The organism is Paeniglutamicibacter cryotolerans (assembly GCF_014190875.1).
GTDB classification, from domain to species: Bacteria; Actinomycetota; Actinomycetes; order Actinomycetales; family Micrococcaceae; genus Paeniglutamicibacter; species Paeniglutamicibacter cryotolerans.
Genome location: NZ_JACHVS010000001.1, coordinates 1,636,248 through 1,656,136, shown reverse-complemented (window position 1 = coordinate 1,656,136; position 19,889 = coordinate 1,636,248). Strand labels below are relative to the sequence as shown.

The window sequence follows — 19,889 nt, the reverse complement described above, 5'->3', positions numbered from 1 at the left end:
CTGACGCGGTTCGGTTACACCGCCTTAAATACGGCAAGCCGCGGTTCACCTACCCACAGGGAAGTGAACCGCGGCTTGCACCATGTCCGCTGAACGAACAGGGAAGGCGTAGGGACTAGAAGCCGCCCATGCCGCCCATGTCGTCGCCGCCCGGAGCAGCGGAACCGGCCGGAACCGGCTTGTCCGCAACGACGGCTTCGGTCGTCAGGAACAGGCCCGCGATGGAAGCGGCGTTCTGTAGTGCCGAACGGGTGACCTTGACCGGGTCATTGACGCCGGCTGCCAGCAGGTCGACGTACTCACCGGTGGCAGCGTTCAGGCCGTGGCCTGCCGGAAGGCTCTTGACCTTGTCGGCTACAACGCCCGGCTCCATGCCGGCGTTGAAGGCGATCTGGCGCAGCGGTGCTTCGATGGCAACGCGCACGATGTTCGCACCGGTTGCCTCGTCCCCGACCAGTTCCAGCTTGGCGAATGCCTTGGCGCCGGCCTGGATGAGTGCAACGCCGCCGCCGGCGACAATGCCTTCTTCCACTGCTGCCTTGGCATTTCGCACTGCATCTTCGATGCGGTGCTTGCGCTCCTTGAGCTCGACCTCGGTGGCGGCACCGGCCTTGATGACCGCAACGCCGCCGGCCAACTTGGCAAGGCGCTCCTGCAGCTTCTCACGGTCGTAATCCGAATCGGAGTTCTCGATCTCTGCGCGGATCTGGTTGACACGGCCAGCGATTTCCTCGGCGTCGCCAGCACCTTCGACGATGGTGGTCTCGTCCTTGGTGACAACGACCTTGCGGGCGGAGCCCAGCAGTTCGAGGGTGGCGTTTTCCAGCTTCAGACCGATTTCCTCGGCGATGACCTGTCCACCGGAGAGGATGGCGATGTCGGCAAGCATGGCCTTGCGACGGTCACCGAAGCCCGGGGCCTTGACGGCGACGGACTTGAACAGGCCGCGGATCTTGTTCACGATCAGCGTGGCCAGAGCCTCGCCTTCGATGTCCTCGGCGATGATCAGCAGCGGCTTGTTGGACTGCATGACCTTCTCGAGGATGTTCACCAGATCCTTGACGTTGGAGATCTTCGAGTTGACGATCAGGATGTACGGATCCTCGAGGACGGTTTCCTGGCGCTCGTTGTCGGTGACGAAGTAAGCGGAGATGTAGCCCTTATCGAAGCGCATGCCCTCGGTGAGCTCAAGCTCGAGGCCGAAGGTGTTCGACTCCTCGACGGTGATGACACCTTCCTTGCCGACCTTGTCCAGCGCCTCGGCGATCAGTGCGCCGATTTCGTTGTCACCGGCGGAAATCGACGCGGTGGCGGCGATTTCTTCCTTGGTTTCGATTTCCTTGGCGGAGGCGAGCAGCTCGACGGTGACGGCTTCGACAGCCTTCTCGATGCCGCGCTTCAGCGACAGCGGATCGGCGCCGGCGGCAACGTTGCGCAGGCCTTCCTTGACGAGGGCCTGCGCCAGGACGGTGGCGGTGGTGGTACCGTCGCCTGCGACGTCATCGGTCTTCTTGGCAACTTCCTTGACGAGTTCCGCACCGATCTTCTCGTACGGATCCTCGAGCTCGATCTCCTTGGCGATGGAGACGCCGTCGTTGGTGATCGTGGGTGCGCCCCACTTCTTCTCCAGCACGACGTTGCGGCCGCGGGGGCCCAGGGTTACCTTTACGGCATCTGCCAGGATGTTCAGGCCGCGCTCAAGTCCGCGGCGTGCTTCTTCGTCAAATGCAATCATCTTGGCCATAACGGCTGTGGTCCTTTCGGGACGTTCATGCGTAACAGTGACCGGAGGCAACGCCCGCGACGGACGGTTTTCCGGCACCGGCATGGGCCGGGGCGCCGATCAACCTCGCTGCTCTGATCAAGGACTCACTGCGCTGCGCCCTTTGTCAGACCAGATTGCGGCAATGAAACACCGATTCTCTGGCAGTCGGGGCACGCGAGTGCTAACTCAAATCTTGGCACTCAGGCATGGAGAGTGCAAGCCACGGGACTCCGCTTCCAGCGAAGTCCCAGCCGGTCTACGGATTAAAGTTACGTCCAAGAACCACGGCAATCTCGCCGGGAATGTTGGTGCTCTGCATCACCGAGGTGATTCCCAGCGCCTCGGCAGCCGCTTCAGCCGTGGACTTGGAAGATGCCTGCCGGTAGTAGACGGTGGAGTACGTGACCTTCTTGGTCCAGTTTCCGGCCGATACCTGAGTGAAACCGGCGCCATTGAGCGTTCTGGTACCGGTTCCAGCCAACCCTCCGCGGGTCGATCCATTGTAGATGCCGATCTTTGCCGCCTTGTTGGCCAGCGCCTCGGCGTCCGTAGCCGTCGGCCCCGGGTTCGACGTTGACTCGGGCAGTTCCACGGCGCCGGTCGCCCCCGTGGAACCAGTCGCCTTGGGCTCGGTGCTGGCCTTCGTCGGGGCGGGCTTCTTCGTGGTGCTCGGCGTCGCGCTGGGCGCGGTGGCGGGAGGGATGGGCTGCGGGTCCTGGCCGCCAAGCATCCCGGGGAGCAGCAAGAAGCTGAACAGCCCGACAAACAGGGCAAACGCCCCCGTGATCATCAGCCAGCGCAATCCCGAGCCGCCACCGGCTGATGCCGCTGATGCGGCCCAGCCGGCCGCACGATGCGCTCCGTTGCGGTTGCTGAACTCGGGAACACGATCGAATTCATCGCGCGGATAATTGGTCATGCCCGTCCTCGGTGGTCTTGCCTGCATGGTGATTCAACGTGCCCATCGCCCCGGAGGGATGGTTCCCCTGTTCTGGCGCGGATGGCGCCCGGAGCTACGATTCGGTGCCGATCCGCTTGGCCGAACGGGCGCGATGCCTCGTGGATCGTAGTCTACGCAATCGCTTGACCAGCATCGGGTCATAGGCCAAAGCGGCCTCCGTGTCGATCAGTGTGTTCAGCAGCTGGTAGTAATTGGCGGCCGGAATGGAAAACAGTTCGGAGATGGCCTGTTCCTTGGCTCCGGCGTACTTCCACCACTGCCGCTCCAGGGCCAGGATCCGCTGCGACCGCTCGTCCAACCCGCATTCCGGGTCGGGCGTGAAATCCAAATTCAGCGGTTCCGCGGGCATCTTACTCCTCCTCATTGCGGATCCCCAGCCGGTCACCGCGCACCCTCCATTCTAGGCACTCACGACACCTGTGTCATTTACAGTCGGCGGAGTCACAGGGGCCAGAATGGATGGTATGGATGATGCACAGGGCTCCCTCTTCGAACTTCCCGACCCCGGGCCCGGACCCTTCGAACCCTGGCCATTTGCTGGCGGCATTCCCGCGGCACTGGCCGCCGAAGCCATGGCTCCGGACTGGGCCCGGGCGCTGGAGGCCGTGTCCGACCAACTCGTGGCGCTAGGCTCAATGCTGGATGCCCGACGCGACGCGGGGGAATCGGTCCTTCCGGAACCGACCCACGTGCTGCGCGCCCTGCGGGCACCACTCGCCGGCGTCCGGGTCCTGATCGTCGGGCAGGACCCCTATCCGACCCCGGGGCACCCCATCGGCCTGAGCTTCGCCACCGAGGCCCGGGTGCGCCCGCTGCCGCGCAGCCTGCAGAACATATACAAGGAGCTCGCCTCGGATACCGGCATCACCACACCTGCGCACGGGGACCTCTCGGCCTGGGCGGATCAAGGCGTGCTGCTGCTGAACCGAGTCCTGACCGTGGGCGCCGGCAACGCGGGGTCGCATCGTTCGCTGGGCTGGCAGCACATCACCGACGCGGTGATCGCGGCGCTGGTGGCCCGCAGGGCGCCGCTGGTCTCGGTGCTGTGGGGCAAGGACGCCCAATCGCTGGCTCCGGCGCTAGAGGGCACGGCCGTGATCGAAAGTGCGCACCCCTCGCCGCTATCGGCCCGCCGAGGCTTCTTCGGCTCGCGTCCGTTCAGCCGGGTCAATGAGCTGCTGGCCACCCAAGGGGCCGAACCGATTGACTGGTCGCTGCCGATGCAGGCCGGCGGGCACTAACGGCGGCGGATGTTCTTGCGCTCGTTCGATCCGTGGCCGCGGGTGAAGGGGCGGGCGATGGTGTCGCCGAAGACCACCCCTCCGGCAATGGCCAAGATGATCAGGAAGGCGTTGAACATGTCGATCATGCCGCCGGTCATGTCCTCGGGGTTCAGCCCGATCCCGTACATCGCCCGGAAGATCATCAGCCCGGGCAGCAGGAAGACGATGGCCGGCACGGCGATCACCAGCTGTGGAGCGCCCATGCGCAGTGCCACCCAGCGGGCCGCCATGCCGATGAACGTGGCCGCGACCGCCGGCGCCAGCCGGTCTCCGGCGCCGAGCGCCTGGGCTCCGAGCATGATCAGGTATCCCAGCAGGGCCACCGCTCCGGTGGGCAACAGCAGCTTGTGCGCGCTTTGTTCGGTAATGGCGCCCAGAATCACCGCGCAGACCACCAACAGGACCAGGATCCACCCGGGGTAGGAGATCTTGTCGATACCCAGAACGTTGACGGCAGGGGCACCGAGCAGTTCACTGAGCACCAACGCCGCCATGATCCCGCTCAGGATCGAGGCATAGACCAGCGTCGCGGAGAACAGCCGACCCGCCGCCGTGACCGGGAAGCCATTGATGGCGTCCTGCACCGCTGACACGAAGCGGGCCGAGGGCAACAGCAGCAGGATGCCGCCGGAGACCACGATCGCCGGGGAAATAGGCACATCGAGCGCGTAGAACAAGATGGCGAGCGCTGTGACCACGAAGCTGCTCGCAGCGGTCGAAAAGAACTCGGGCACGTGCCAGCGCCCACCGTACTTGGCAATCTGGGCGACCAGCAGCGAGGAGGCGAACGCGATGAGCGCACCCTGCCACGAACCTCCGATGAACAGCACAAACAGAGCGGCGAAGCCTCCACCGGCACCGGCGACGATCCATCTGGGGAACGGCTTCGGGTTCCGGGTGATCCCGCGCAGCCGGTCCACGGACTGCTGCCGGGTCACACCGCCTCCGACGATGTCTGAGACCAGCTGGTGCACCAGCGCCAGGCCCGCATAGTTGTTGGTCCAGGAGCGCACGACGCGCAGCAGCGCATAGGGAACGGTGTCCGGCGGCGAGTAGTTCAGGTTGATCGACTGGTTGGTGATGTCCACGTCGACGTTGCTGAGCCCCAGTGCCGCTGTCGAGGCGATGATGCTGGTTTCAACCTCCAACGCGCCAGCCCCATAGCGGAACATGGTTTCGGCGAGGTCCAGAGCAAATTCCAGGGTCTTGCGGGCACTGGCATCGTGCGCCGAGGTATTGACCTTGGGGTTGGCGTAGGGGCTGCCGACCAGCCGGTCGACGATCGAGAAGGCCTGCGTCGGCGGAGCATCGGATTGAAGCAGGCGCGAGAGCTTGCTCAGCGCCACCGGGTTGGCTCGGGCCGGAACCACGGGCTTGCCGGTGGCCGAGACCCCTACCTGCCCCGTTTCCGCAGGCGCCCGCCGCTTGGCTGCACCGGCGGCTGTTCCCTGGTTGGCACCCGCGGTGCGCTTTCCGGGCCCGCGGACGGACCCGACCCTCGCTTCGGGAGTGTTGAGTTCTTCGATGCTGATCCGCCGCATGGCAGAAACCGGCGGGTTCGGATCGTCCCCCAGGACCCGGTCTCGAGGGGGCTGGGGTTCTTTGCCCGTGGACACAGGTTCTCCTTGCTCATGGCTGCTGCTGCGCACCACTCTACAGTCGCCGCATGGCATTTCTCCGGTCTCGTTTCCTATCTCACAGGCGCCTGCTTCCCGGCCACACCGCGTCGCCTACCGAAGCCGTCCCGGGAGTCCGTTTTCCCCTGTCACCGCCGGAGGAAGAAGCGTACGCTCGATGCTGGGCCGGGAATAACCGACGGCGTCTCCCGGTTGGATAAAAATAAATGCAAACGCATATAACTTTGATCCGCAGGGAGGCACGCATGCCGACGTCAACTGAAGCATCCAGCACACCACTCGAAATCGGGGTGGAAACGTTCGGCGACCTGACCCAGGGCCTCGACGGGCAGCTGCTGTCGCACGCGCAGGTGGTCAGGAACGTGGTGGCAGAGGCCGTCGCGGCGGAATCCGCCGGGCTGGACTTCTTCGGCGTCGGAGAGCACCACCGCGACGACTACGCCGTTTCGGCCCCCGAGGTCGTCCTCGGTGCGATTGCCGCCGTCACCGAACGGATCCGCCTCGGATCCGCCGTGACGGTGCTCAGCTCGGATGACCCGGTGCGCGTGTTCGAGCGCTTCTCCACGGTCGACGCCCTGTCCAACGGCCGCGCCGAGGTCATTCTGGGTCGCGGCTCCTTCGTGGAGTCCTTCCCGCTCTTCGGCTACGACCTGCAGGACTACGAGGTCCTCTTCGAGGAAAAGCTCGCCCTCTTCGCCGCGCTGCGCCAGGAAGGGCCCGTCACCTGGCGCGGCACCCAGCGCACGCCGCTTAACAAGCAGCATGTCTACCCGCCCACAGAATCCGGCAAGCTGGCCACCTGGGTGGGCGTGGGAGGAAGCCCCGACTCGGTAGTCCGCGCGGCCCGCCACGGGCTGCCGCTCTTCCTGGCCATCATCGGCGGACAGCCGATGGCGTTCGAACCGCTGACCCGCCTGTACAAGCGCGCACTGGCCGAACAGCAGCAGCCCGAACAGCGCATAGGAGCGCACTTCCACGGGTTCGTCGCCGACACCGACGAGGAGGCGCTCGAGATCCTTTGGCCGCACTACAAGCGCACCATGGACCGCCTGGGCGCCGAACGCGGCTGGCCGCCGGCATCGTTCACGCGTTTCAAGGCCGGAGCCACCGAGGACGGATCCCTGCTGGCGGGCAGCCCCGGGACCGTGGCCCGCAAGATCGCGACGTTCGCCCGCGGGCTGGGCCTCTCCCGCGTTGACCTCAAGTACAGCGCCGGCACGCTGCCGCACGAGGAGATGGTGCGCAGCATCGAGCTGCTGGGCACCGAGGTCAAGCCCATGGTGCTGGACATGCTCGGCCAGAAGGTCCGCTGACGGCACGTCCGCCCGGAATCGCCGGGGCACGGCTTCCCCACTGGCCTGCCGCTCCCCGGCCGGGGAGTGGCCGGTGGCTACTTCTTGGTTTCCACGCTGATCAATGGGGTGGACTTCCCGTCGGTGATGATGAGGTTCCCCTTCTCGCCCACCGCCTTGAGCATTTCGATACGGCGGTTCTCCAGGACGGCGGGCGTCAGCGACTTCTCGAGCAGGGCGTTCGCCTCGGCTTCGCCCCGCGCCTGGGCGACACGTTGGGCAGCGGTTTCCTTAGCCGTCACGGTCGCTGCCTTCGCTTCCTCCGCACGGGTGCGCTCTGCGGTGAGGTTGCTGAAGCGCTCCATGATTGCATCCGGGTAACGGATCTCCTGCAGGGCGACCTGCACGCTGGTCACACCCCAGCGTTCCCAGCGCTTGGCGAGGGCCTCCTGGATGCCGTCGCTGATCTTGGCCCGCTGGGTGAGCACCTCCACCGTGGAATAGTTCGCCGGGACGGTGCGGACGGTGGCCCGGATGTCCTGTTCGATCAGGCGCGACCGGAAGTTCTCCTGCGACTTGTACTCACGGTAGATGTCCTCGATCCGATCCGGAAGGATCGAATACGTGACGACGACGTCGATGTTGCCGGCGGCCGAATCCTTGTCGGTGAAGCTGATCTGGTTTCCGGTGGGCCGGCCGCCATTGAAGTCCAGGCTCCCGTCTCCCACGTAGGCCGCGATGTTGTTGCGCGTATCGAAGCTGATGTCCTTCACCCACGGAGCCTTGTATCCGAGGCCGGGGGACACATCGGAACCAACCAATTCGCCGGTAAAGGAACGCATGGCCCGCGCCTCGCCCTCGTCCTGCGTGTAGATGGTGGAGAGCACGATGGTGGCCACGGCAAGCACTGCGGTTGCCGGTGCGGCCATCTTGAGCCACGCCGGTGACCCGGCTTCCTGGTCCTTGCGTGAGCCGGCGAGGGAGATAAACAGCGAAATTGCGACCAGGGCGAGGATGACGCCCGTGACGAACCAGAACATGGGGATTCCTTCGGGTAATGAAAAGGCCGCCCCGGGGACGGCCTGAAACGTGCACGACGATTTGGAATTAATAAAACCAAACGATGACCATAATGAATCCTAAGCCAGCAGTGCGCGGGGGCTAAACCCGGCCCGCCGGCGGGTGCATAGCTCTGGCGGCCGACCCGGCGAATGGCTCTGCGGGAACCAATCTCCACCGGGAGGAGGCGCCGCTTAGGGCCAACGCCCGTGAGCCATCACGGTTCGAACTGTCCCGAAAATAAAAAAACCCCGGGTTTCCGGGGTTTTTACTGTAAATTCCTCTGGTGGTTCTTAGCAGACTCGAACTGCTGACCTCTCGCGTGTGAAGCGAGCGCTCTAACCAACTGAGCTAAAGAACCGTTTGGCACGCCCTGTGGGGGGTGTACCTTGCAAGGTTAGCCGAGCACCGGGGCCCGCGCCAAATCGACACGTCCCGAAGGCGGCTTAGCGGCCCGAGGCCGCGTTCACCGGCGCGTTGTCGACGATCTGCTCGAAACCCACGACCACTGCGCCAGCGAGCGTCCACCCGTGAACCAGGCGCGTCGCGAACGACCGTCCACTGACGCGGCGGGTCCCGCTGCAGGGCAAAGGACATCCACTCCGTCGGACGGTTTTCAAGAAACTTCTCCCGGGAGCGTGACGAATGACGGCCGACATCCGACTTACTGGTATCGCGGCAATGGTCGCGGGCCACGCTTGGATGACACCAGACGCGGCACATTCCTCCAACTGAGGAGCATCACATGTCGACCCCAGGACCCATTAACACCTCCATCGGACGGACCACCGGACACGAAAACGCCAATGCGGGGAAAACGACCATCGAGGACGGGGTCGTGGCCAAGATCGCCGGCCTCGCCGCACGCGATGTACCGGGTGTGCACGCTCTGGGTGGCGGAGCTGCACGCGCCCTTGGTGCCATCAGGGGCGCACTGAACAGCAGGGACCTAGCCCAGGGCGTTGGCGTCGAGGTCGGGGACACCCAGGTCGCCGTCGACCTGACCATCGTTGCCGAATACCCCGTCTCGCTGCAGGGCGTGGCAGCCGACGTCCGCGAGGCCGTCTACAAGGCGATGGAGGATCTGGTCGGCCTGGAAGTGACCGAAGTCAACGTCATCATCAACGACGTTCATATTCCTTCCGAAGACGCTGAATCCACCGAGCCTCCGGTCGGCGAGCCGCGGGTACAACGCTCATGAACCGCGGCATCATCGGTGCCGCCGTGGGTGCCGTCCTTGCATTAACCTGGATTGTCCTGGGATTCTGGGCCTTTGTTTTTGTCGCGGTGGCCATGTTCATCGGAGTTGTGGCCGGAAGGGCCATGGATGGCCATTTCGACCCCAGGGCCTTTGCCGATGCGTTCCGTGGACGGCGCTCTTCCTCATGAGCGGCCAGACCGGGGAACCGTCAGCGGTCCGCCGGGGCCGCACGTCCATCAGCAAACGCAGCCTGCAACGGGTAACCACGGCACTCGGTGCCGAAACCTTGAATGTCCCCGCAACCCTCGTTGATGTGGAACTGGCCGACCATGAGGCAGAGTTGGTGCTCTCGATGAAGGCGCCCATAGGTGTCACGGCCACCTGGGCGGCACCCGGAGGCGACCCAGGCGGAGACCTGATTTCACGCGTCGCCACGGCCCGGCAGCTGATCGCCGACCGGGTCACCGAGCTGACCGGGCACAGCGTGTCTCGGATCGACTTCAGGCTGACAGGCCTCCACCCGATCCGGGAAAAGAGGCTCGGATGAGCGCACCAGACCGCACGCTGGCCCGGATCATCCGCCGGGAAATGCACTCATCCCGTTCGCTGGCAGCCATCATCGTGGCATTGGGGCTCCTGTTTCTGATTCTCTGGTTCGGGGTCGAAACCGCATTGGCCGGTTTACGCCTTCCTGCGCTCTGGGCCAGGCCTTCAACCGTGCTGCAGGCGGCCGCCTCCCTCACCGATGTTCAGCCGGTCTTGCTGGTCGTTGGCGGTGCACTCATCGCCTTGGTCGGACTATTCCTGATTCTGGCAGCGGTCTTGCCGGGCAGCCTCGCCCGCCGTCGGCTGGAATCGGACAGGTGCGCTGTCGTGGTGGACGACAGCGTCATCGCCACGGCTGTCGCCCAACGCGTCAGCCAGCTGGCTGGCATCGACCCACGACAGATCCGGGTGCTCGTGGGTTCCCGGGAACTGATCGTAAACGTGGTGCCTTCATCCGGCCTCCAGAATCGGCAGGAGGCGATCCGCACTGCGGCCATGCAGGCCCTGCAGCCACACGGGTTGGAGCTGCCCGTCAAGGTCAACATTTCCAAAAAGGGAGTGATCGGATCATGAATAACACCAATCGGGCGCTGAACCGGGCACTCCTCTTGATCACGGGGGCGGTGTTGCTGTCGACCGGCATCCTGCTTGTCGGGGTGGCATTCGTCCCTCGTTGGTCCGATGCCTGGTCGGCAGCCGCCCATTGGGTCAAAGATACGGCGGCTTCGGCTGTCTCATCCACCACGCCCCCACAGCTGGAGGCTTCCTGGCTCTACATCGCGCTTCCCGCTGCCGCGCTGATCGTCTCTATCCTGCTGCTGGCATTCATCGTTGCCCAGGGCCGCGGTCGGACCAGCACTCTGCTGACTAGCAAGGAAACGGCCGCCGGCCTGCCCCGAGAATCCGGTGCCGTAGAAGTTGCCTCCGCTGTCGCGGAATCCGCCATCGGCCAGCGCCTCGAGAACCCCAAAATATTGGCCTCATACTCGGTGAGCAGCCATCGATTCGCGAGCGGGCCCGCCCTGAAGATCATCGCTGTTCCCGCGCCCTCATCCACATTGTCGCTGTCCGCCGCCCAATTGCATATCGAAGAGACCATTCGCGCCTGGGATTTGCTGATAGGCCGTGAACTGCCGGTATTGATCCATTTCAAGGCCGGATTCGGCCCGACCCGGATCTCGCGGGTCCACTGAGTCCAGCCACTTGTTCAATCCGGCAAAAGGAGAAACACGATGTCCAACAAGTTACTGGCACTCGCCGTTGCGGCACTCATCGCCTACTTATTGGGGAGGCAGGCCGGGCGGGCCAAATACGGGAACCACACGGACCTCAGGGATCAGACGGAACGCTTGGTGTCCGGGGCCGCCACCGCGGCGCCCAAGGCGGGCCACGCCGAACGACTGGCCCAAAAACCTTAGTATGGCCCGGGGAGCAGCCAGCAGAGCGGAGGGTGTGGGACGAGTTGGGCAGGCCTCCATCGAACCGAAGAAGGCCATTTGGCTCGTCGAAAACGCCTGCGCCAAAGAACCTCCATGCATCCCATTCGGGAACCACCGGCGTTGAGAGCTGGACAACCCGACCCGGACCAATGAGGATGAGCGGAGGGAAAGGCCTCGACTTTTGGGCAAAAGCCCCGAACTGCCTCCTGCTCAAGGAAGGGAAGCACATTGCCCGGACCACCTCCTCCGACCGATCTGGGACATGCTGACGACCGGACGCTGGCCGGTCGGGCTGCCGACGGAGATACCTCAGCCTTCGAACATCTGGTCCGACGTTATTCGCCGATGATGCGCGCCTATGCCACCCGTTTGCTACCTTCCAACAACGAGGTGGATGATGTCGTGCAGGAGGCCTTCATCACCGCATGGGAGAAGCTCGCGACGTTGGAAGACTGTGGTGCGGTGAGGAGCTGGATGATGAAAATCGTCAGTCATAAGAGCATGGACCGGATCCGGGCGCACAAAAAGGAAACCCAGCTGGACGATGACGAGCTCCCCGCACCGGAGTCCGCCTCTCCTTCGGGTATCACTCAGGAAAATTCCCAGCTTGAAGCGCTCTCCATGGCACTGTCCGAGCTGCCCGCTCCGCAACGCCGCTGCTGGGTCATGAAGGAGCTGGGGCAATTCAGCTACGAGGAAATGGCCGACGAACTCGAGCTGCCGGTGTCTACGGTCCGCGGCCTGCTGGCCCGGGCCCGCATGAATCTCATCCCGCGAATGGAGGCCTGGAAATGAGCCCCACTCACCTGCCCTCACCCCCTGCCAACCCCAGCAGATCCGGCCTGGATGGCCTAGATGGCCTGAAACACCACAGCCTCGAAGAACTCAGCGACTACCTTGATGCCGGAAGGACCCCGGCCGATCCCGCCATTGATAACTCTCCCGGCTGCCAGCTCACGCTATCGGCGATGGTCCGGCTTCGTCACCTCTCGCAAGAGCTTCTGGCCTCCAATTCCGACATGGCGCCCACCCTCGATGAGTCGTGGGTCCAAGGTGTGCTGTCCAGAATCTCCACCGAGGCCCGGGCCGGGCGCAGGATTCCCTTGGCCCACCCCGATCCTGTAGCCGATCTCGCCATTACCGAGGGGGCTGTACTGGGACTGATTCGCGCAGCAGAAAGCGAGGTCCCTGGCCTGATCATCGGACGGGTACGCCTGCTGGGCGACGTCACTCTCCCGAGCGAACCCATCACCATCGTGATTGAAGCCAGCGTGGTGTGGGGCGGTTCGGTTCCCCAAGTGGTGCGAAACCTGCGCCAGGCAGTCTCCCGGCGCTTGCTGGCACACACCAATCTGGCCATTTCGGGTATCGACGTCATCGTGCATGACCTCCACGAGCCGCCCGTTCCATCCGACGTCGAAAGCGAGGAGTGAACGCCATGTCCGAAGATCTACCCGGGCAGCTCTCGGCGCTGGTAGCAGGCGTCGCAGGCGTGGCACGGCTCTATCACTCGGAAGCGCCACCGGTGCGCATCGCAGCGGACATCATCGACGGCATGGCGCCCGGACTACTGGAACCACCCCTGGTGCTCGTCGCTGTCGACGCCGGCGAAACACTGCGTGTCCAGGTCACCATCGGCATTGCCCGGGGAGCGAACGCACCGACTGTCAGCCACTGCATTTTTCGCGAGATCTCGGCCCGCCTCGACCTGCTGTCCCATACCGGTCCCCGTGACATTCGGATCACCGTCGCCAGTGTCGGCTTGCAGGCGGAGGATCCCGACGACGTGGGGTAAATTCCCGATGCTCTGCCGGCGTCGTTCCGGTGCGGATTCCCGGGGAAAACAGCGGAATTCCGGGAGTCTCGGTTTCCCTCAGGCGCTTTGCGGAAAGGCCATCGGATTCCCGGGTTTACAAGAGGCCAGCTGACAGGTAATACTACTTTTTGTCGTTTATAAAATGACGCCCAAACTGGGCCCTACAAGGAAGCTGCCGGACGCCACCGGCAACGGTCCCCTACCGGCCAAAGAACCGGCCCGGCGTACTTCCGGGAACCCCTTCTTTCGTTCGCTCTTTTTCACTTAGAGGACCGCCCCAGTGCTTCCAGCCATTGAGTATTCCCTGTCATTTTCCGCGCCGTCTTCCGGCGAGCGCGAAGCCCTGTCTTCGCTGACCCCGTCCCCCGATGCCCGTTGGCATGAGAAGCTCGACGCGGCCAAACTGGTCGTCACGGCGCTGCACGAGGGCTCCCGCGTCGGCGTCGGGATAGTGCACACCTCGGTGACCGCCCCGACCCTGGCAGACTCCCCCGTGGAGCTCGGCGCGATGTTCGTGCACCCCGCCTACCGCCGGCTGGGCATCCGCGAGCAGATCGCCGATACCCGGCTCACCTATGCACTGTCCATGGGCGGAACCCCGATCACTGTGATCGACAACCGCAACGACGCCTCTTGGCGGCACTTCGCCAGGTCTACCCAATGGGCGGTGGAACAGGAATACACCGGTTACTTTACTGGGCTACCGATGACCATCTGGGTGGCCGCCGAATCGGCATGGCACCGCACCCGTTCCGGTCTCAGCTCCCTGGTGCCCGCCCAGCCCGGGATCGTGTTGCCAGATGCCCCGTTCGGCTCCCACCACCTGGCCTCGGCCGGCGAATCGGATGCGAGTTCCATTCCCGCGTGACCCTGCCGTAGCCGTCGCGGCCGTGCTTCCCTAAGCTGGTCATAAGCGCAGTTTCGACTACCGGCAGGAGCAGCACCATGGGATTCAGCATCGGCAATGCGGCACTACGTCTGGTGACCGGCGCCTACATCCTCAATAGCGGTGTAGGGAAGCTGGGCATGGATCACGAGCACTCCTCCGGGCTGCAGGATATGGCCTCCCAAGTGATCCCGCAGGTTGCCCAGATCGATTCGGACCAGTTCGGGAAGTACCTCGGTTATGGGGAGATCGTCCTGGGTTCGGCACTGCTGGCCCCATTCATCCCGAGCCGGTTGGCAGGGTTGGGGCTCGGCGTCTTCTCCGCGGGTCTGATCTTCACATATCTCAAGACGCCGGGCATGACTCGGAGCGATGGCATTCGGCCTTCCGCTGACGGAACTGCCATGGCCAAGGACTTCTGGCTGGCCGGCGTATCGGCTGCGTTGATCTTCCACCGGAAGCGCAAGGGCCCCAAACCGCTAGGCTAAGCCCCGGCATGGGGTGCACGACGCCCAGAGCGCTGGCGGAGAACTCCGGGCACCCGCGACGCAACTTGCCCCGACAAGCCAGCGGACGTCCGGCGGTCCGCGTACCGGCCCTGCAGGAGCAAGAATGGGGCGATATCGAAGATCTGATGGCTACCGCCGTAGATCGTCCTCAGGACCTCGACCGCCGGGGAAAATCACAGGGCGGAGTGGTGGCGACGGTCACGATGAACGACACGTCGCGCAAGGTCCGGGGTCGTCCCAGTTCACCAGCTACCCCTGATCATCGGGCTGCCTGCCACTCTGAATCACTTGAGCCGGGTCATCCATTCTGGTCTTGGTAGATCGGATGCTCCAGCACGGCCCAGCGCCAACGCCGGGGTGAGCCACGATCTCTTCGGTGACGCAGCCGAGCGACGCATCGGTCACGGAGATCGCCTGTTGTGCTCGGGTAAGGCGCTGATGGCCGCGATCACCACTGCCCCACACGGCACAATAGGCACAGGACGACCTGCCCGCACACTGATCTTGGTCATGGATCCCCGGGGGTCTGGGCACCGATCCTGAGCGCTACCAGTGTCACGATGGCGAGAACCGGGGCGAATACTCAACCCTGCTGGTACCTGTTGGCGGCAGATCACCGAAGCACGAATCCCGCTGTATTGCTGAGCGGGATCAGCCGCCCCCCTCCGGCGAGAAAGAGCGTTGCCGTCGGCAAGGATGCTTCCACCCGATCACACAGTGCCGAGGATGGCGGCAAGGAGCGCCACCACGATCGCCGCCCCCTTCGAGGGCCTGGGCGGGGTGGATACCACCTTGAGGCAGGCCCCCACAGTCCACTCGCATGGTTAAGGCGCTCTGCGGGCCGGAAGTGCTGGCCGTTGCTCGGAGGCAGGTGACTGGAGGTGAGGAACCTGGCCAACAACCCGATTCCAGCCGACGAGACCAGCAGGACCACCCGGGTCATCAGCCGGATCATGTGGTCTACCGGCATCCGGTCCCGGCATTTGATAAACATGATGGCGACGATTGCCGGGGCGCTGAACCATGCCAGGTAGAGAGGTTTGGCGAACACGGAGAAGACACCGGGCAGACCCGACAGGGGCAGCCGGACGATGTTCGGCCTTCGGTCCTCCTTACCCACGCCCTGCTACGAGAGCGTTGGAACCCACAGCAAGCTTGCGAGGAGTGCCGGTGAAAGGAGTACGGCCAAAGTGGTCCCCACTTAATACGTGGTGAGCCTCATCAGCGAAGCCAACCACAGGGAAAGCGCGCTGGCCAGGTGCAGCGGAATCCTGATCGATGCCAGCGAGCCATGGAGAAGGCCCTGGGACAGCATGGCGGCAGTCAGTGAATCGCCGTCGAGGACCATCAGGCAGCCCCGTTCCAGATTCCCCGCGATGTGGGTGCTCGCCAATACGGCCATGCCCACGGCGAGCAGAAACCCGATGGCATCGACTGCAAACCCACCCTGCGCGCGATGCGGATCAGCGATCTGGTAGGCAAATGTTTCACGCTCGGAAATTTCGCAACCGAAGGCAGCAAAGTTCGCGGTGACTCGTTTGCCGTCACCCCGTCGGGAAAAGGGACAAAGCGCTCCACCGCGTTGTCCGCGGACGGTGCGGTTCATTGATGTGGTCCGTGCATCGTCAAGAAGCGCTTCAAGCAACCAGGATCACTTCTGCAATGACACCGGACGCGGGGCCCGATGCCGAGGCCAAGCACGAGCCCGAGGTGAAAGGATGGGCCCATGAGCACTTCACCCTTTGACACCCGCCGACACCGTTCCCGTCTCCGGATCTCGTTGATGCTTGTCATCGGTCTCGTCGTTGCCGTGCCCGTCGGCATCTTCTGGTCCTGGGACTACGCTCCGGCACTTGGCTGGGCGGCTGCCGCGCTGACGTTCCTAGTCATGGTCTGGTCAGTCATCGGGAGACTCGACGCCGATGGGACGGCCGCCCACGCCACACGCGAGGATCCGGGGCGTACCGTCTCGGACGTCCTGGTCCTGTCCGCCACCGTCGCCAGCTTCGGCGGGGTCGTGCTGATCCTGCTCGATGCCGGCTCCGCCCAGGGCCCGACGAAAGCGGCAATCATCGGCGTGGCCCTGGCCAGCGTCGCGCTGTCGTGGGTCTTGGTCAACACGCTCTTCATGCTGCGCTATGCCTCCCTTTACTACCGCGGGCGGGCGGGCGTCGATTTCAACGAAGACTCGCCGCCGCACTACCGCGACTTCGCCTACCTGTCCTTTACCGTCGGCATGACATTCCAGGTTTCCGACACGAACCTAAAGACAAACGAGGTCCGCTCCACGGTCCTGCGCCAAGCGCTGCTTGCCTATGTCTTCGGCGCCATCGTCCTAGCCACGTCCATCAACCTCGTCTCGGGGCTGGTGCATTAGCCGCACACGCAAGCCGAAAACCAGCGGGAAACGAAGAATCCCCGTGGATCAGGGCATTTCTGCCGTTGAACCACGGGGATTTCAGTGGAGCCTCCTACCGGATTCGAACCGGTGACCCCCTGTTTACAAGACAGGTGCTCTGGCCAACTGAGCTAAGGAGGCACGTTGCCGGCTCCCGGTCGTAACCGGAGGCTGACAGCATGATCAAGATTAGCGGACGCTAGGCCCGATCAGGAAACGCGATCCGCATTTTCCCGTTTCACGGGCCCGGGTCCGCCCGAATAAATCAGGAGGACCCGGGAAATGAATGCGTTTTGCTACTTCTTGTTGGCGTCGATGGCTGCCTGCACGGCCGGGCCGAAGGCTTCGAAGCCCTGTCCCGCCGGAGGGGTCCATTCCTTGCCCTGGATGAAGATGCTCGGGGTGCCCGCGATCCCATCGACCCGTGCTGCCTGGTCGGTGAACTTCACGAATGGACGGAAGGTGCCATCGCTGATGCAGCTGCCGACGTCGGCACCGTTGTCCTTGGCCATGGCCGCCAGCTGCTTGTTGCTCATTTCCCCTTCGGGGTAGTGCGCGAACAGGGCCTTGGAGAAGGGCAGGTACGAGGGCGCTGCCGAGTTGGCAACACAGGCCAGCGCGTTAGCCGCACGCGAGGAGAAATTGGTGCCGCTGTTCAGGTAGGAAACGTTGCGGTATTCGACGGTGACATCGCCAGCTCCAAGCCAGGTGGCGAACTGATCGGCGTACTGGCCCTCGAAATCAGCGCAGTGGACACAGTTGGCGTCCACGTACAGCAGGATGTTGATGGGCTGCCCCTTGGGCGCTGTGACCACATCGCGCGGCTTGGGGGTTACCGGGTTGGCCGGGTCAGAGACCGGGACCGGGGGAAGCGAATTCACGTCGACCGTGATGCCCGAGGTGTCGGCGACCGCCGTATCGGAAATCAGCGTGATGCCGCCCCCCGCGTTGCCGCCACGGGGAGCATTGCCCGTATCGGCAACGGCGCCCCGGTTGTTCTGCATGATGATCGCGGCAATGAGCACCACGACCAGCACCACCGCCAGCACGACGCCCAATTTGATGAACAGGGACTTGCGCTTGCCAGCAGATTCCTGCTGCTCCCTGATCTTTGCCGCCTGTTCGCGTGCGTTCGAGTTCCGCTCGGCCTTATTCGGCCGCGGGCTGTTCGATGCCATAGATCCATTGTCCTTTGTGTGTCACGAAGTTCCCCCAACGTTTTCCAGTTTAGAGCACACGGCGTCATCCGAGAGCTGGGATTTTCCCCACTATCCCTCCCGGTCACCTAGCGGGAGTTTCCTAGCTAATCACTCCGATAGTCATGTCACACCTAGTCAGTGTCGGTTTTTAGTGACCGGAAATGTATGACCTAACTTTTCTTCGGGGCCAGCTTGGCGAGGTTGAAGATTTCGGCAAGGTTGGCGTGGGTGTCGATTTCTTCGGTGAGCATGCGCCGGGCCTTGGGGCGGCCTCCGGTGGAGGGGTAGATCATCACGGTTTCGCCGATGCTGGCCAGTCGTTCGAGCAGTTCTCGTACGGAGTGGTGTTCGCCGGCCTGTTCGACGTCGCGGCGCATGAGGTGGGCGATCTGCAGGGCCAGGACGCAGGTGAAGGTGTGGATGCGGATGTTGTGTTCGGTCCAGTGGTTCATGGGTGAGAACGAGACCACGTGGGGGTCCTTGAGCTGCCGGAACCCGAATTCCGCGTCCGATTGGGACCGGTAGGCGTCGACCACCTCGGCCACCGGCCAGTTCTCGTGGGTGGTGACCAGGATCCTTTTCCCGAACACCTCGTCTTCCAGCTCCTTGCGTGCGGTCTCGTTGACGCTGACGGAGAGCCTGTGGGTGGCCGGTGTGGTGCCGGTGACCTCGCAGAGCAGGACGCGCTGGAGCCAGGAGTCGCGAGTGATCGATTTGATGTGCTCGGCCAGCTCTCCGGTGGTGCGGCGGGCCTTTCCGCGGGCCAGTGTCTCGGCGAGGTCCGCGAGCTTTGCCTGGGCCTTGGCCAGGGTTTGGGCAAAGCCTGCGGCCTGCTTTTGGTGCAGTGTCGGTGAGTGGGTGAGGATCACCCGGCGCTCGGTCCCGTAGACATCCCTACGGGACTCCACTGCGCTGAGCCCCTCGAAGCGTTCCTCCTCCATGATCACGCGGTCCTTGGCCGGTATCTTGAGCAGGTCCGTGACCTGGGAGGGTGGGATGGAGCCGACGAAGGCGAGGTCGGTGTCGGTGACGCGGGTGAAGTTGGAGGCCGAGTTCTGTCCGGCGTCGAACACCACGGTGACTTCCGGGTTACCGGAGATCCCGGCGGTTTCGGCGAGCTTGCGGTGCCGCGCTCCGAGCGCGTCGATCATGAGCGGGAATTGGGTGACGTCGGGTTTGTTTCCCGGGTAGGCGTGGGCGAGCAGCGGGATGCCGCCGTCGCGGGTGATGACCAGTCCCAGGCCGACCAGGCGCAGGTCGTTGCGTTTCTGTTTGGCCTTGCCGCGTTGGGCGATCGGCGCTTTCTCGTTGGTGGAGTCGATGTAGGTGGCGAAGTTGGTCATGTCCAGGGCCAGGGCGGAGATGTCCAGGTTGAATTCGGTGATCATCGCCAATGCGATGCGTTCCTCGATCACCGCGAGCTGTTCCAGGGTGACCTTGTGCATGGCGTCCCAGAAGCGCCGGTGGTCCAGCACGGACGCGGGGATCTTGGTGAAGCGGTCCGCCGCGGTGGTTTTCCACCAATCACTGAAGCCGGCCTTGGAGGTGGGTGCCACGACCCGGTTCAGCGCCGCCAGGGACAGGTAGGTGCCTACCGAGGCACCTGCGTCCGTGCGGCGTGGGCCAACGGCCTCGTCGATAATCCCGGCGATGTCCAGGCGTTGCAGGATGCCCCAGACCGCGGCGGAATCCCCGAAGCCCAGGTGCCGCGTTTTCTCTGGCACGGTTGCGGCTTCCTTGGCGTCCAGGAGCTTTTCGATGTCCTTGGCGCTTCCCAGGTACCGCTCGGAAACCATCTTCGGCTTCCCGTCCACCCGCGCCATCTCACGCAGGTACCAGTACACGTTGCCGTTGATCGTTTTCTTGTAGAGCGCCATGTCATAAATCATACTTTAGGT

22 protein-coding genes and 2 tRNA genes are annotated in these 19,889 nt (G+C 63.9%); 14 read left to right on the top strand and 10 right to left on the bottom strand.

Features of this window, described 5'->3' with window-relative positions; all coding sequences use genetic code 11:
* Positions 1–115 precede the first annotated feature (115 nt).
* From groL to E9229_RS07790, 3 genes are all read right to left on the bottom strand, one after another.
* Positions 116–1,744 carry a chaperonin GroEL gene (gene groL, locus E9229_RS07800; RefSeq protein WP_183510671.1) on the bottom strand — a complete coding sequence of 543 codons (1,629 nt, stop codon included), beginning with the start codon at positions 1,742–1,744 and terminating at the stop codon, positions 116–118.
* A gap of 277 nt (positions 1,745–2,021) precedes the next feature.
* Positions 2,022–2,684 (bottom strand): LytR C-terminal domain-containing protein, encoded by a 663-nt coding sequence (locus E9229_RS07795; protein ID WP_183510670.1) that lies wholly within the window; start codon positions 2,682–2,684, stop codon positions 2,022–2,024.
* A 94-nt stretch (positions 2,685–2,778) separates the two neighbouring features.
* The gene (locus E9229_RS07790; RefSeq protein ID WP_246380421.1) at positions 2,779–3,075 is read right to left on the bottom strand and encodes a DUF3263 domain-containing protein; all 297 of its coding nucleotides are present in this window, start codon (positions 3,073–3,075) and stop codon (positions 2,779–2,781) included.
* Between the two features lie 115 nt (positions 3,076–3,190).
* Between E9229_RS07790 and E9229_RS07785 the strand changes: the two genes are divergently transcribed.
* Positions 3,191–3,967: a uracil-DNA glycosylase gene (locus E9229_RS07785; RefSeq protein ID WP_183510668.1), complete on the top strand. Its 777-nt coding sequence runs from the start codon at positions 3,191–3,193 to the stop codon at positions 3,965–3,967.
* On the opposite strand, the gene E9229_RS07780 is transcribed toward E9229_RS07785, so the two are convergent.
* Positions 3,964–5,625: a threonine/serine exporter family protein gene (locus E9229_RS07780; RefSeq protein WP_312855629.1), complete on the bottom strand. Its 1,662-nt coding sequence runs from the start codon at positions 5,623–5,625 to the stop codon at positions 3,964–3,966. The genes E9229_RS07785 and E9229_RS07780 overlap by 4 nt on opposite strands.
* Before the next feature lie 266 nt (positions 5,626–5,891).
* Here E9229_RS07780 and E9229_RS07775 point away from each other — a divergent pair, with 266 nt between their 5' ends.
* Positions 5,892–6,959: an Atu2307/SP_0267 family LLM class monooxygenase gene (locus tag E9229_RS07775; RefSeq protein ID WP_183510667.1), complete on the top strand. Its 1,068-nt coding sequence runs from the start codon at positions 5,892–5,894 to the stop codon at positions 6,957–6,959.
* Between the two features lie 77 nt (positions 6,960–7,036).
* Here the strand turns inward: E9229_RS07775 and E9229_RS07770 are convergent, their stop codons facing one another.
* Both E9229_RS07770 and E9229_RS07765 read right to left on the bottom strand, forming a co-directional pair.
* Positions 7,037–7,978 carry an SPFH domain-containing protein gene (locus E9229_RS07770; RefSeq protein ID WP_183510666.1) on the bottom strand — a complete coding sequence of 314 codons (942 nt, stop codon included), beginning with the start codon at positions 7,976–7,978 and terminating at the stop codon, positions 7,037–7,039.
* 303 nt (positions 7,979–8,281) lie between these two features.
* Positions 8,282–8,358: transfer RNA gene (locus E9229_RS07765), tRNA-Val, on the bottom strand.
* Between the two features lie 384 nt (positions 8,359–8,742).
* Between E9229_RS07765 and E9229_RS07760 the strand changes: the two genes are divergently transcribed.
* The 11 genes from E9229_RS07760 to E9229_RS07710 all read left to right on the top strand — a co-directional run bounded on the left by E9229_RS07760 (position 8,743) and on the right by E9229_RS07710 (position 14,373).
* On the top strand, positions 8,743–9,198 hold the full coding sequence (locus E9229_RS07760) for an Asp23/Gls24 family envelope stress response protein (RefSeq protein ID WP_183510665.1): 456 nt from the start codon (positions 8,743–8,745) through the stop codon (positions 9,196–9,198).
* Positions 9,195–9,386, top strand: coding sequence for a DUF2273 domain-containing protein (locus E9229_RS07755; RefSeq protein ID WP_183510663.1), 192 nt, complete (start codon positions 9,195–9,197; stop codon positions 9,384–9,386). Before E9229_RS07760 ends, E9229_RS07755 begins: the two co-directional genes overlap by 4 nt.
* Positions 9,383–9,745: a hypothetical protein gene (locus E9229_RS07750; RefSeq protein WP_183510662.1), complete on the top strand. Its 363-nt coding sequence runs from the start codon at positions 9,383–9,385 to the stop codon at positions 9,743–9,745. The genes E9229_RS07755 and E9229_RS07750 overlap by 4 nt, the downstream gene beginning before the upstream one ends.
* On the top strand, positions 9,742–10,317 hold the full coding sequence (locus tag E9229_RS07745) for a DUF6286 domain-containing protein (RefSeq protein ID WP_183510661.1): 576 nt from the start codon (positions 9,742–9,744) through the stop codon (positions 10,315–10,317). Before E9229_RS07750 ends, E9229_RS07745 begins: the two co-directional genes overlap by 4 nt.
* Positions 10,314–10,937, top strand: a complete 624-nt coding sequence (locus tag E9229_RS07740; RefSeq protein WP_183510660.1) for a hypothetical protein — start codon at positions 10,314–10,316, stop codon at positions 10,935–10,937. The genes E9229_RS07745 and E9229_RS07740 overlap by 4 nt, the downstream gene beginning before the upstream one ends.
* A 39-nt stretch (positions 10,938–10,976) precedes the next feature.
* Positions 10,977–11,162, top strand: a complete 186-nt coding sequence (locus E9229_RS07735) for a hypothetical protein (protein WP_183510659.1) — start codon at positions 10,977–10,979, stop codon at positions 11,160–11,162.
* Between the two features lie 249 nt (positions 11,163–11,411).
* Positions 11,412–11,978 (top strand): RNA polymerase sigma factor, encoded by a 567-nt coding sequence (locus tag E9229_RS07730; protein ID WP_246380419.1) that lies wholly within the window; start codon positions 11,412–11,414, stop codon positions 11,976–11,978.
* Positions 11,975–12,616 (top strand): Asp23/Gls24 family envelope stress response protein, encoded by a 642-nt coding sequence (locus tag E9229_RS07725; RefSeq protein ID WP_183510658.1) that lies wholly within the window; start codon positions 11,975–11,977, stop codon positions 12,614–12,616. Before E9229_RS07730 ends, E9229_RS07725 begins: the two co-directional genes overlap by 4 nt.
* A 5-nt stretch (positions 12,617–12,621) precedes the next feature.
* On the top strand, positions 12,622–12,978 hold the full coding sequence (locus E9229_RS07720; protein ID WP_183510657.1) for a hypothetical protein: 357 nt from the start codon (positions 12,622–12,624) through the stop codon (positions 12,976–12,978).
* A 301-nt stretch (positions 12,979–13,279) separates the two neighbouring features.
* Positions 13,280–13,867, top strand: coding sequence for a GNAT family N-acetyltransferase (locus tag E9229_RS07715; protein ID WP_183510656.1), 588 nt, complete (start codon positions 13,280–13,282; stop codon positions 13,865–13,867).
* A gap of 77 nt (positions 13,868–13,944) precedes the next feature.
* A complete protein-coding gene (locus E9229_RS07710; RefSeq protein ID WP_183510655.1) occupies positions 13,945–14,373 on the top strand; it encodes a DoxX family membrane protein in 429 nt (142 codons plus the stop codon).
* A 1,222-nt stretch (positions 14,374–15,595) separates the two neighbouring features.
* On the opposite strand, the gene E9229_RS07705 is transcribed toward E9229_RS07710, so the two are convergent.
* A complete protein-coding gene (locus E9229_RS07705; protein ID WP_183510654.1) occupies positions 15,596–16,000 on the bottom strand; it encodes a hypothetical protein in 405 nt (134 codons plus the stop codon).
* Positions 16,001–16,120: 120 nt separating this feature from the next.
* Between E9229_RS07705 and E9229_RS07700 the strand changes: the two genes are divergently transcribed.
* Complete coding sequence (locus tag E9229_RS07700; protein WP_183510653.1) at positions 16,121–16,771, top strand: DUF1345 domain-containing protein; 651 nt, start codon at positions 16,121–16,123, stop codon at positions 16,769–16,771.
* Positions 16,772–16,856: 85 nt separating this feature from the next.
* On the opposite strand, the gene E9229_RS07695 is transcribed toward E9229_RS07700, so the two are convergent.
* From E9229_RS07695 to E9229_RS07685, 3 genes are all read right to left on the bottom strand, one after another.
* A tRNA-Thr gene (locus E9229_RS07695) sits at positions 16,857–16,933 on the bottom strand.
* A 155-nt stretch (positions 16,934–17,088) separates the two neighbouring features.
* A complete protein-coding gene (locus E9229_RS07690) occupies positions 17,089–17,970 on the bottom strand; it encodes a DsbA family protein (protein WP_183510652.1) in 882 nt (293 codons plus the stop codon).
* Positions 17,971–18,161: 191 nt separating this feature from the next.
* On the bottom strand, positions 18,162–19,868 hold the full coding sequence (locus tag E9229_RS07685) for an IS1634 family transposase (RefSeq protein ID WP_183511802.1): 1,707 nt from the start codon (positions 19,866–19,868) through the stop codon (positions 18,162–18,164).
* Positions 19,869–19,889: the final 21 nt, after the last annotated feature.

Bases quoted from the DNA above. Each gene is read 5' to 3' on its own strand.
- E9229_RS07705 (WP_183510654.1), bottom strand. From the start codon at position 16,000: ATGAACCGCACCGTCCGCGGACAACGCGGTGGAGCGCTTTGTCCCTTT.
- E9229_RS07775 (WP_183510667.1), top strand. From the start codon at position 5,892: ATGCCGACGTCAACTGAAGCATCCAGCACACCACTCGAAATCGGGGTG.
- E9229_RS07760 (WP_183510665.1), top strand. From the start codon at position 8,743: ATGTCGACCCCAGGACCCATTAACACCTCCATCGGACGGACCACCGGA.
- E9229_RS07745 (WP_183510661.1), top strand. From the start codon at position 9,742: ATGAGCGCACCAGACCGCACGCTGGCCCGGATCATCCGCCGGGAAATG.
- E9229_RS07700 (WP_183510653.1), top strand. From the start codon at position 16,121: ATGAGCACTTCACCCTTTGACACCCGCCGACACCGTTCCCGTCTCCGG.
- E9229_RS07755 (WP_183510663.1), top strand. From the start codon at position 9,195: ATGAACCGCGGCATCATCGGTGCCGCCGTGGGTGCCGTCCTTGCATTA.
- E9229_RS07785 (WP_183510668.1), top strand. From the start codon at position 3,191: ATGGATGATGCACAGGGCTCCCTCTTCGAACTTCCCGACCCCGGGCCC.
- E9229_RS07735 (WP_183510659.1), top strand. From the start codon at position 10,977: ATGTCCAACAAGTTACTGGCACTCGCCGTTGCGGCACTCATCGCCTAC.
- E9229_RS07790 (WP_246380421.1), bottom strand. From the start codon at position 3,075: ATGCCCGCGGAACCGCTGAATTTGGATTTCACGCCCGACCCGGAATGC.
- groL (WP_183510671.1), bottom strand. From the start codon at position 1,744: ATGGCCAAGATGATTGCATTTGACGAAGAAGCACGCCGCGGACTTGAG.
- E9229_RS07710 (WP_183510655.1), top strand. From the start codon at position 13,945: ATGGGATTCAGCATCGGCAATGCGGCACTACGTCTGGTGACCGGCGCC.
- E9229_RS07690 (WP_183510652.1), bottom strand. From the start codon at position 17,970: ATGGCATCGAACAGCCCGCGGCCGAATAAGGCCGAGCGGAACTCGAAC.
- E9229_RS07740 (WP_183510660.1), top strand. From the start codon at position 10,314: ATGAATAACACCAATCGGGCGCTGAACCGGGCACTCCTCTTGATCACG.
- E9229_RS07720 (WP_183510657.1), top strand. From the start codon at position 12,622: ATGTCCGAAGATCTACCCGGGCAGCTCTCGGCGCTGGTAGCAGGCGTC.
- E9229_RS07685 (WP_183511802.1), bottom strand. From the start codon at position 19,868: ATGGCGCTCTACAAGAAAACGATCAACGGCAACGTGTACTGGTACCTG.
- E9229_RS07795 (WP_183510670.1), bottom strand. From the start codon at position 2,684: ATGACCAATTATCCGCGCGATGAATTCGATCGTGTTCCCGAGTTCAGC.
- E9229_RS07770 (WP_183510666.1), bottom strand. From the start codon at position 7,978: ATGTTCTGGTTCGTCACGGGCGTCATCCTCGCCCTGGTCGCAATTTCG.
- E9229_RS07750 (WP_183510662.1), top strand. From the start codon at position 9,383: ATGAGCGGCCAGACCGGGGAACCGTCAGCGGTCCGCCGGGGCCGCACG.
- E9229_RS07725 (WP_183510658.1), top strand. From the start codon at position 11,975: ATGAGCCCCACTCACCTGCCCTCACCCCCTGCCAACCCCAGCAGATCC.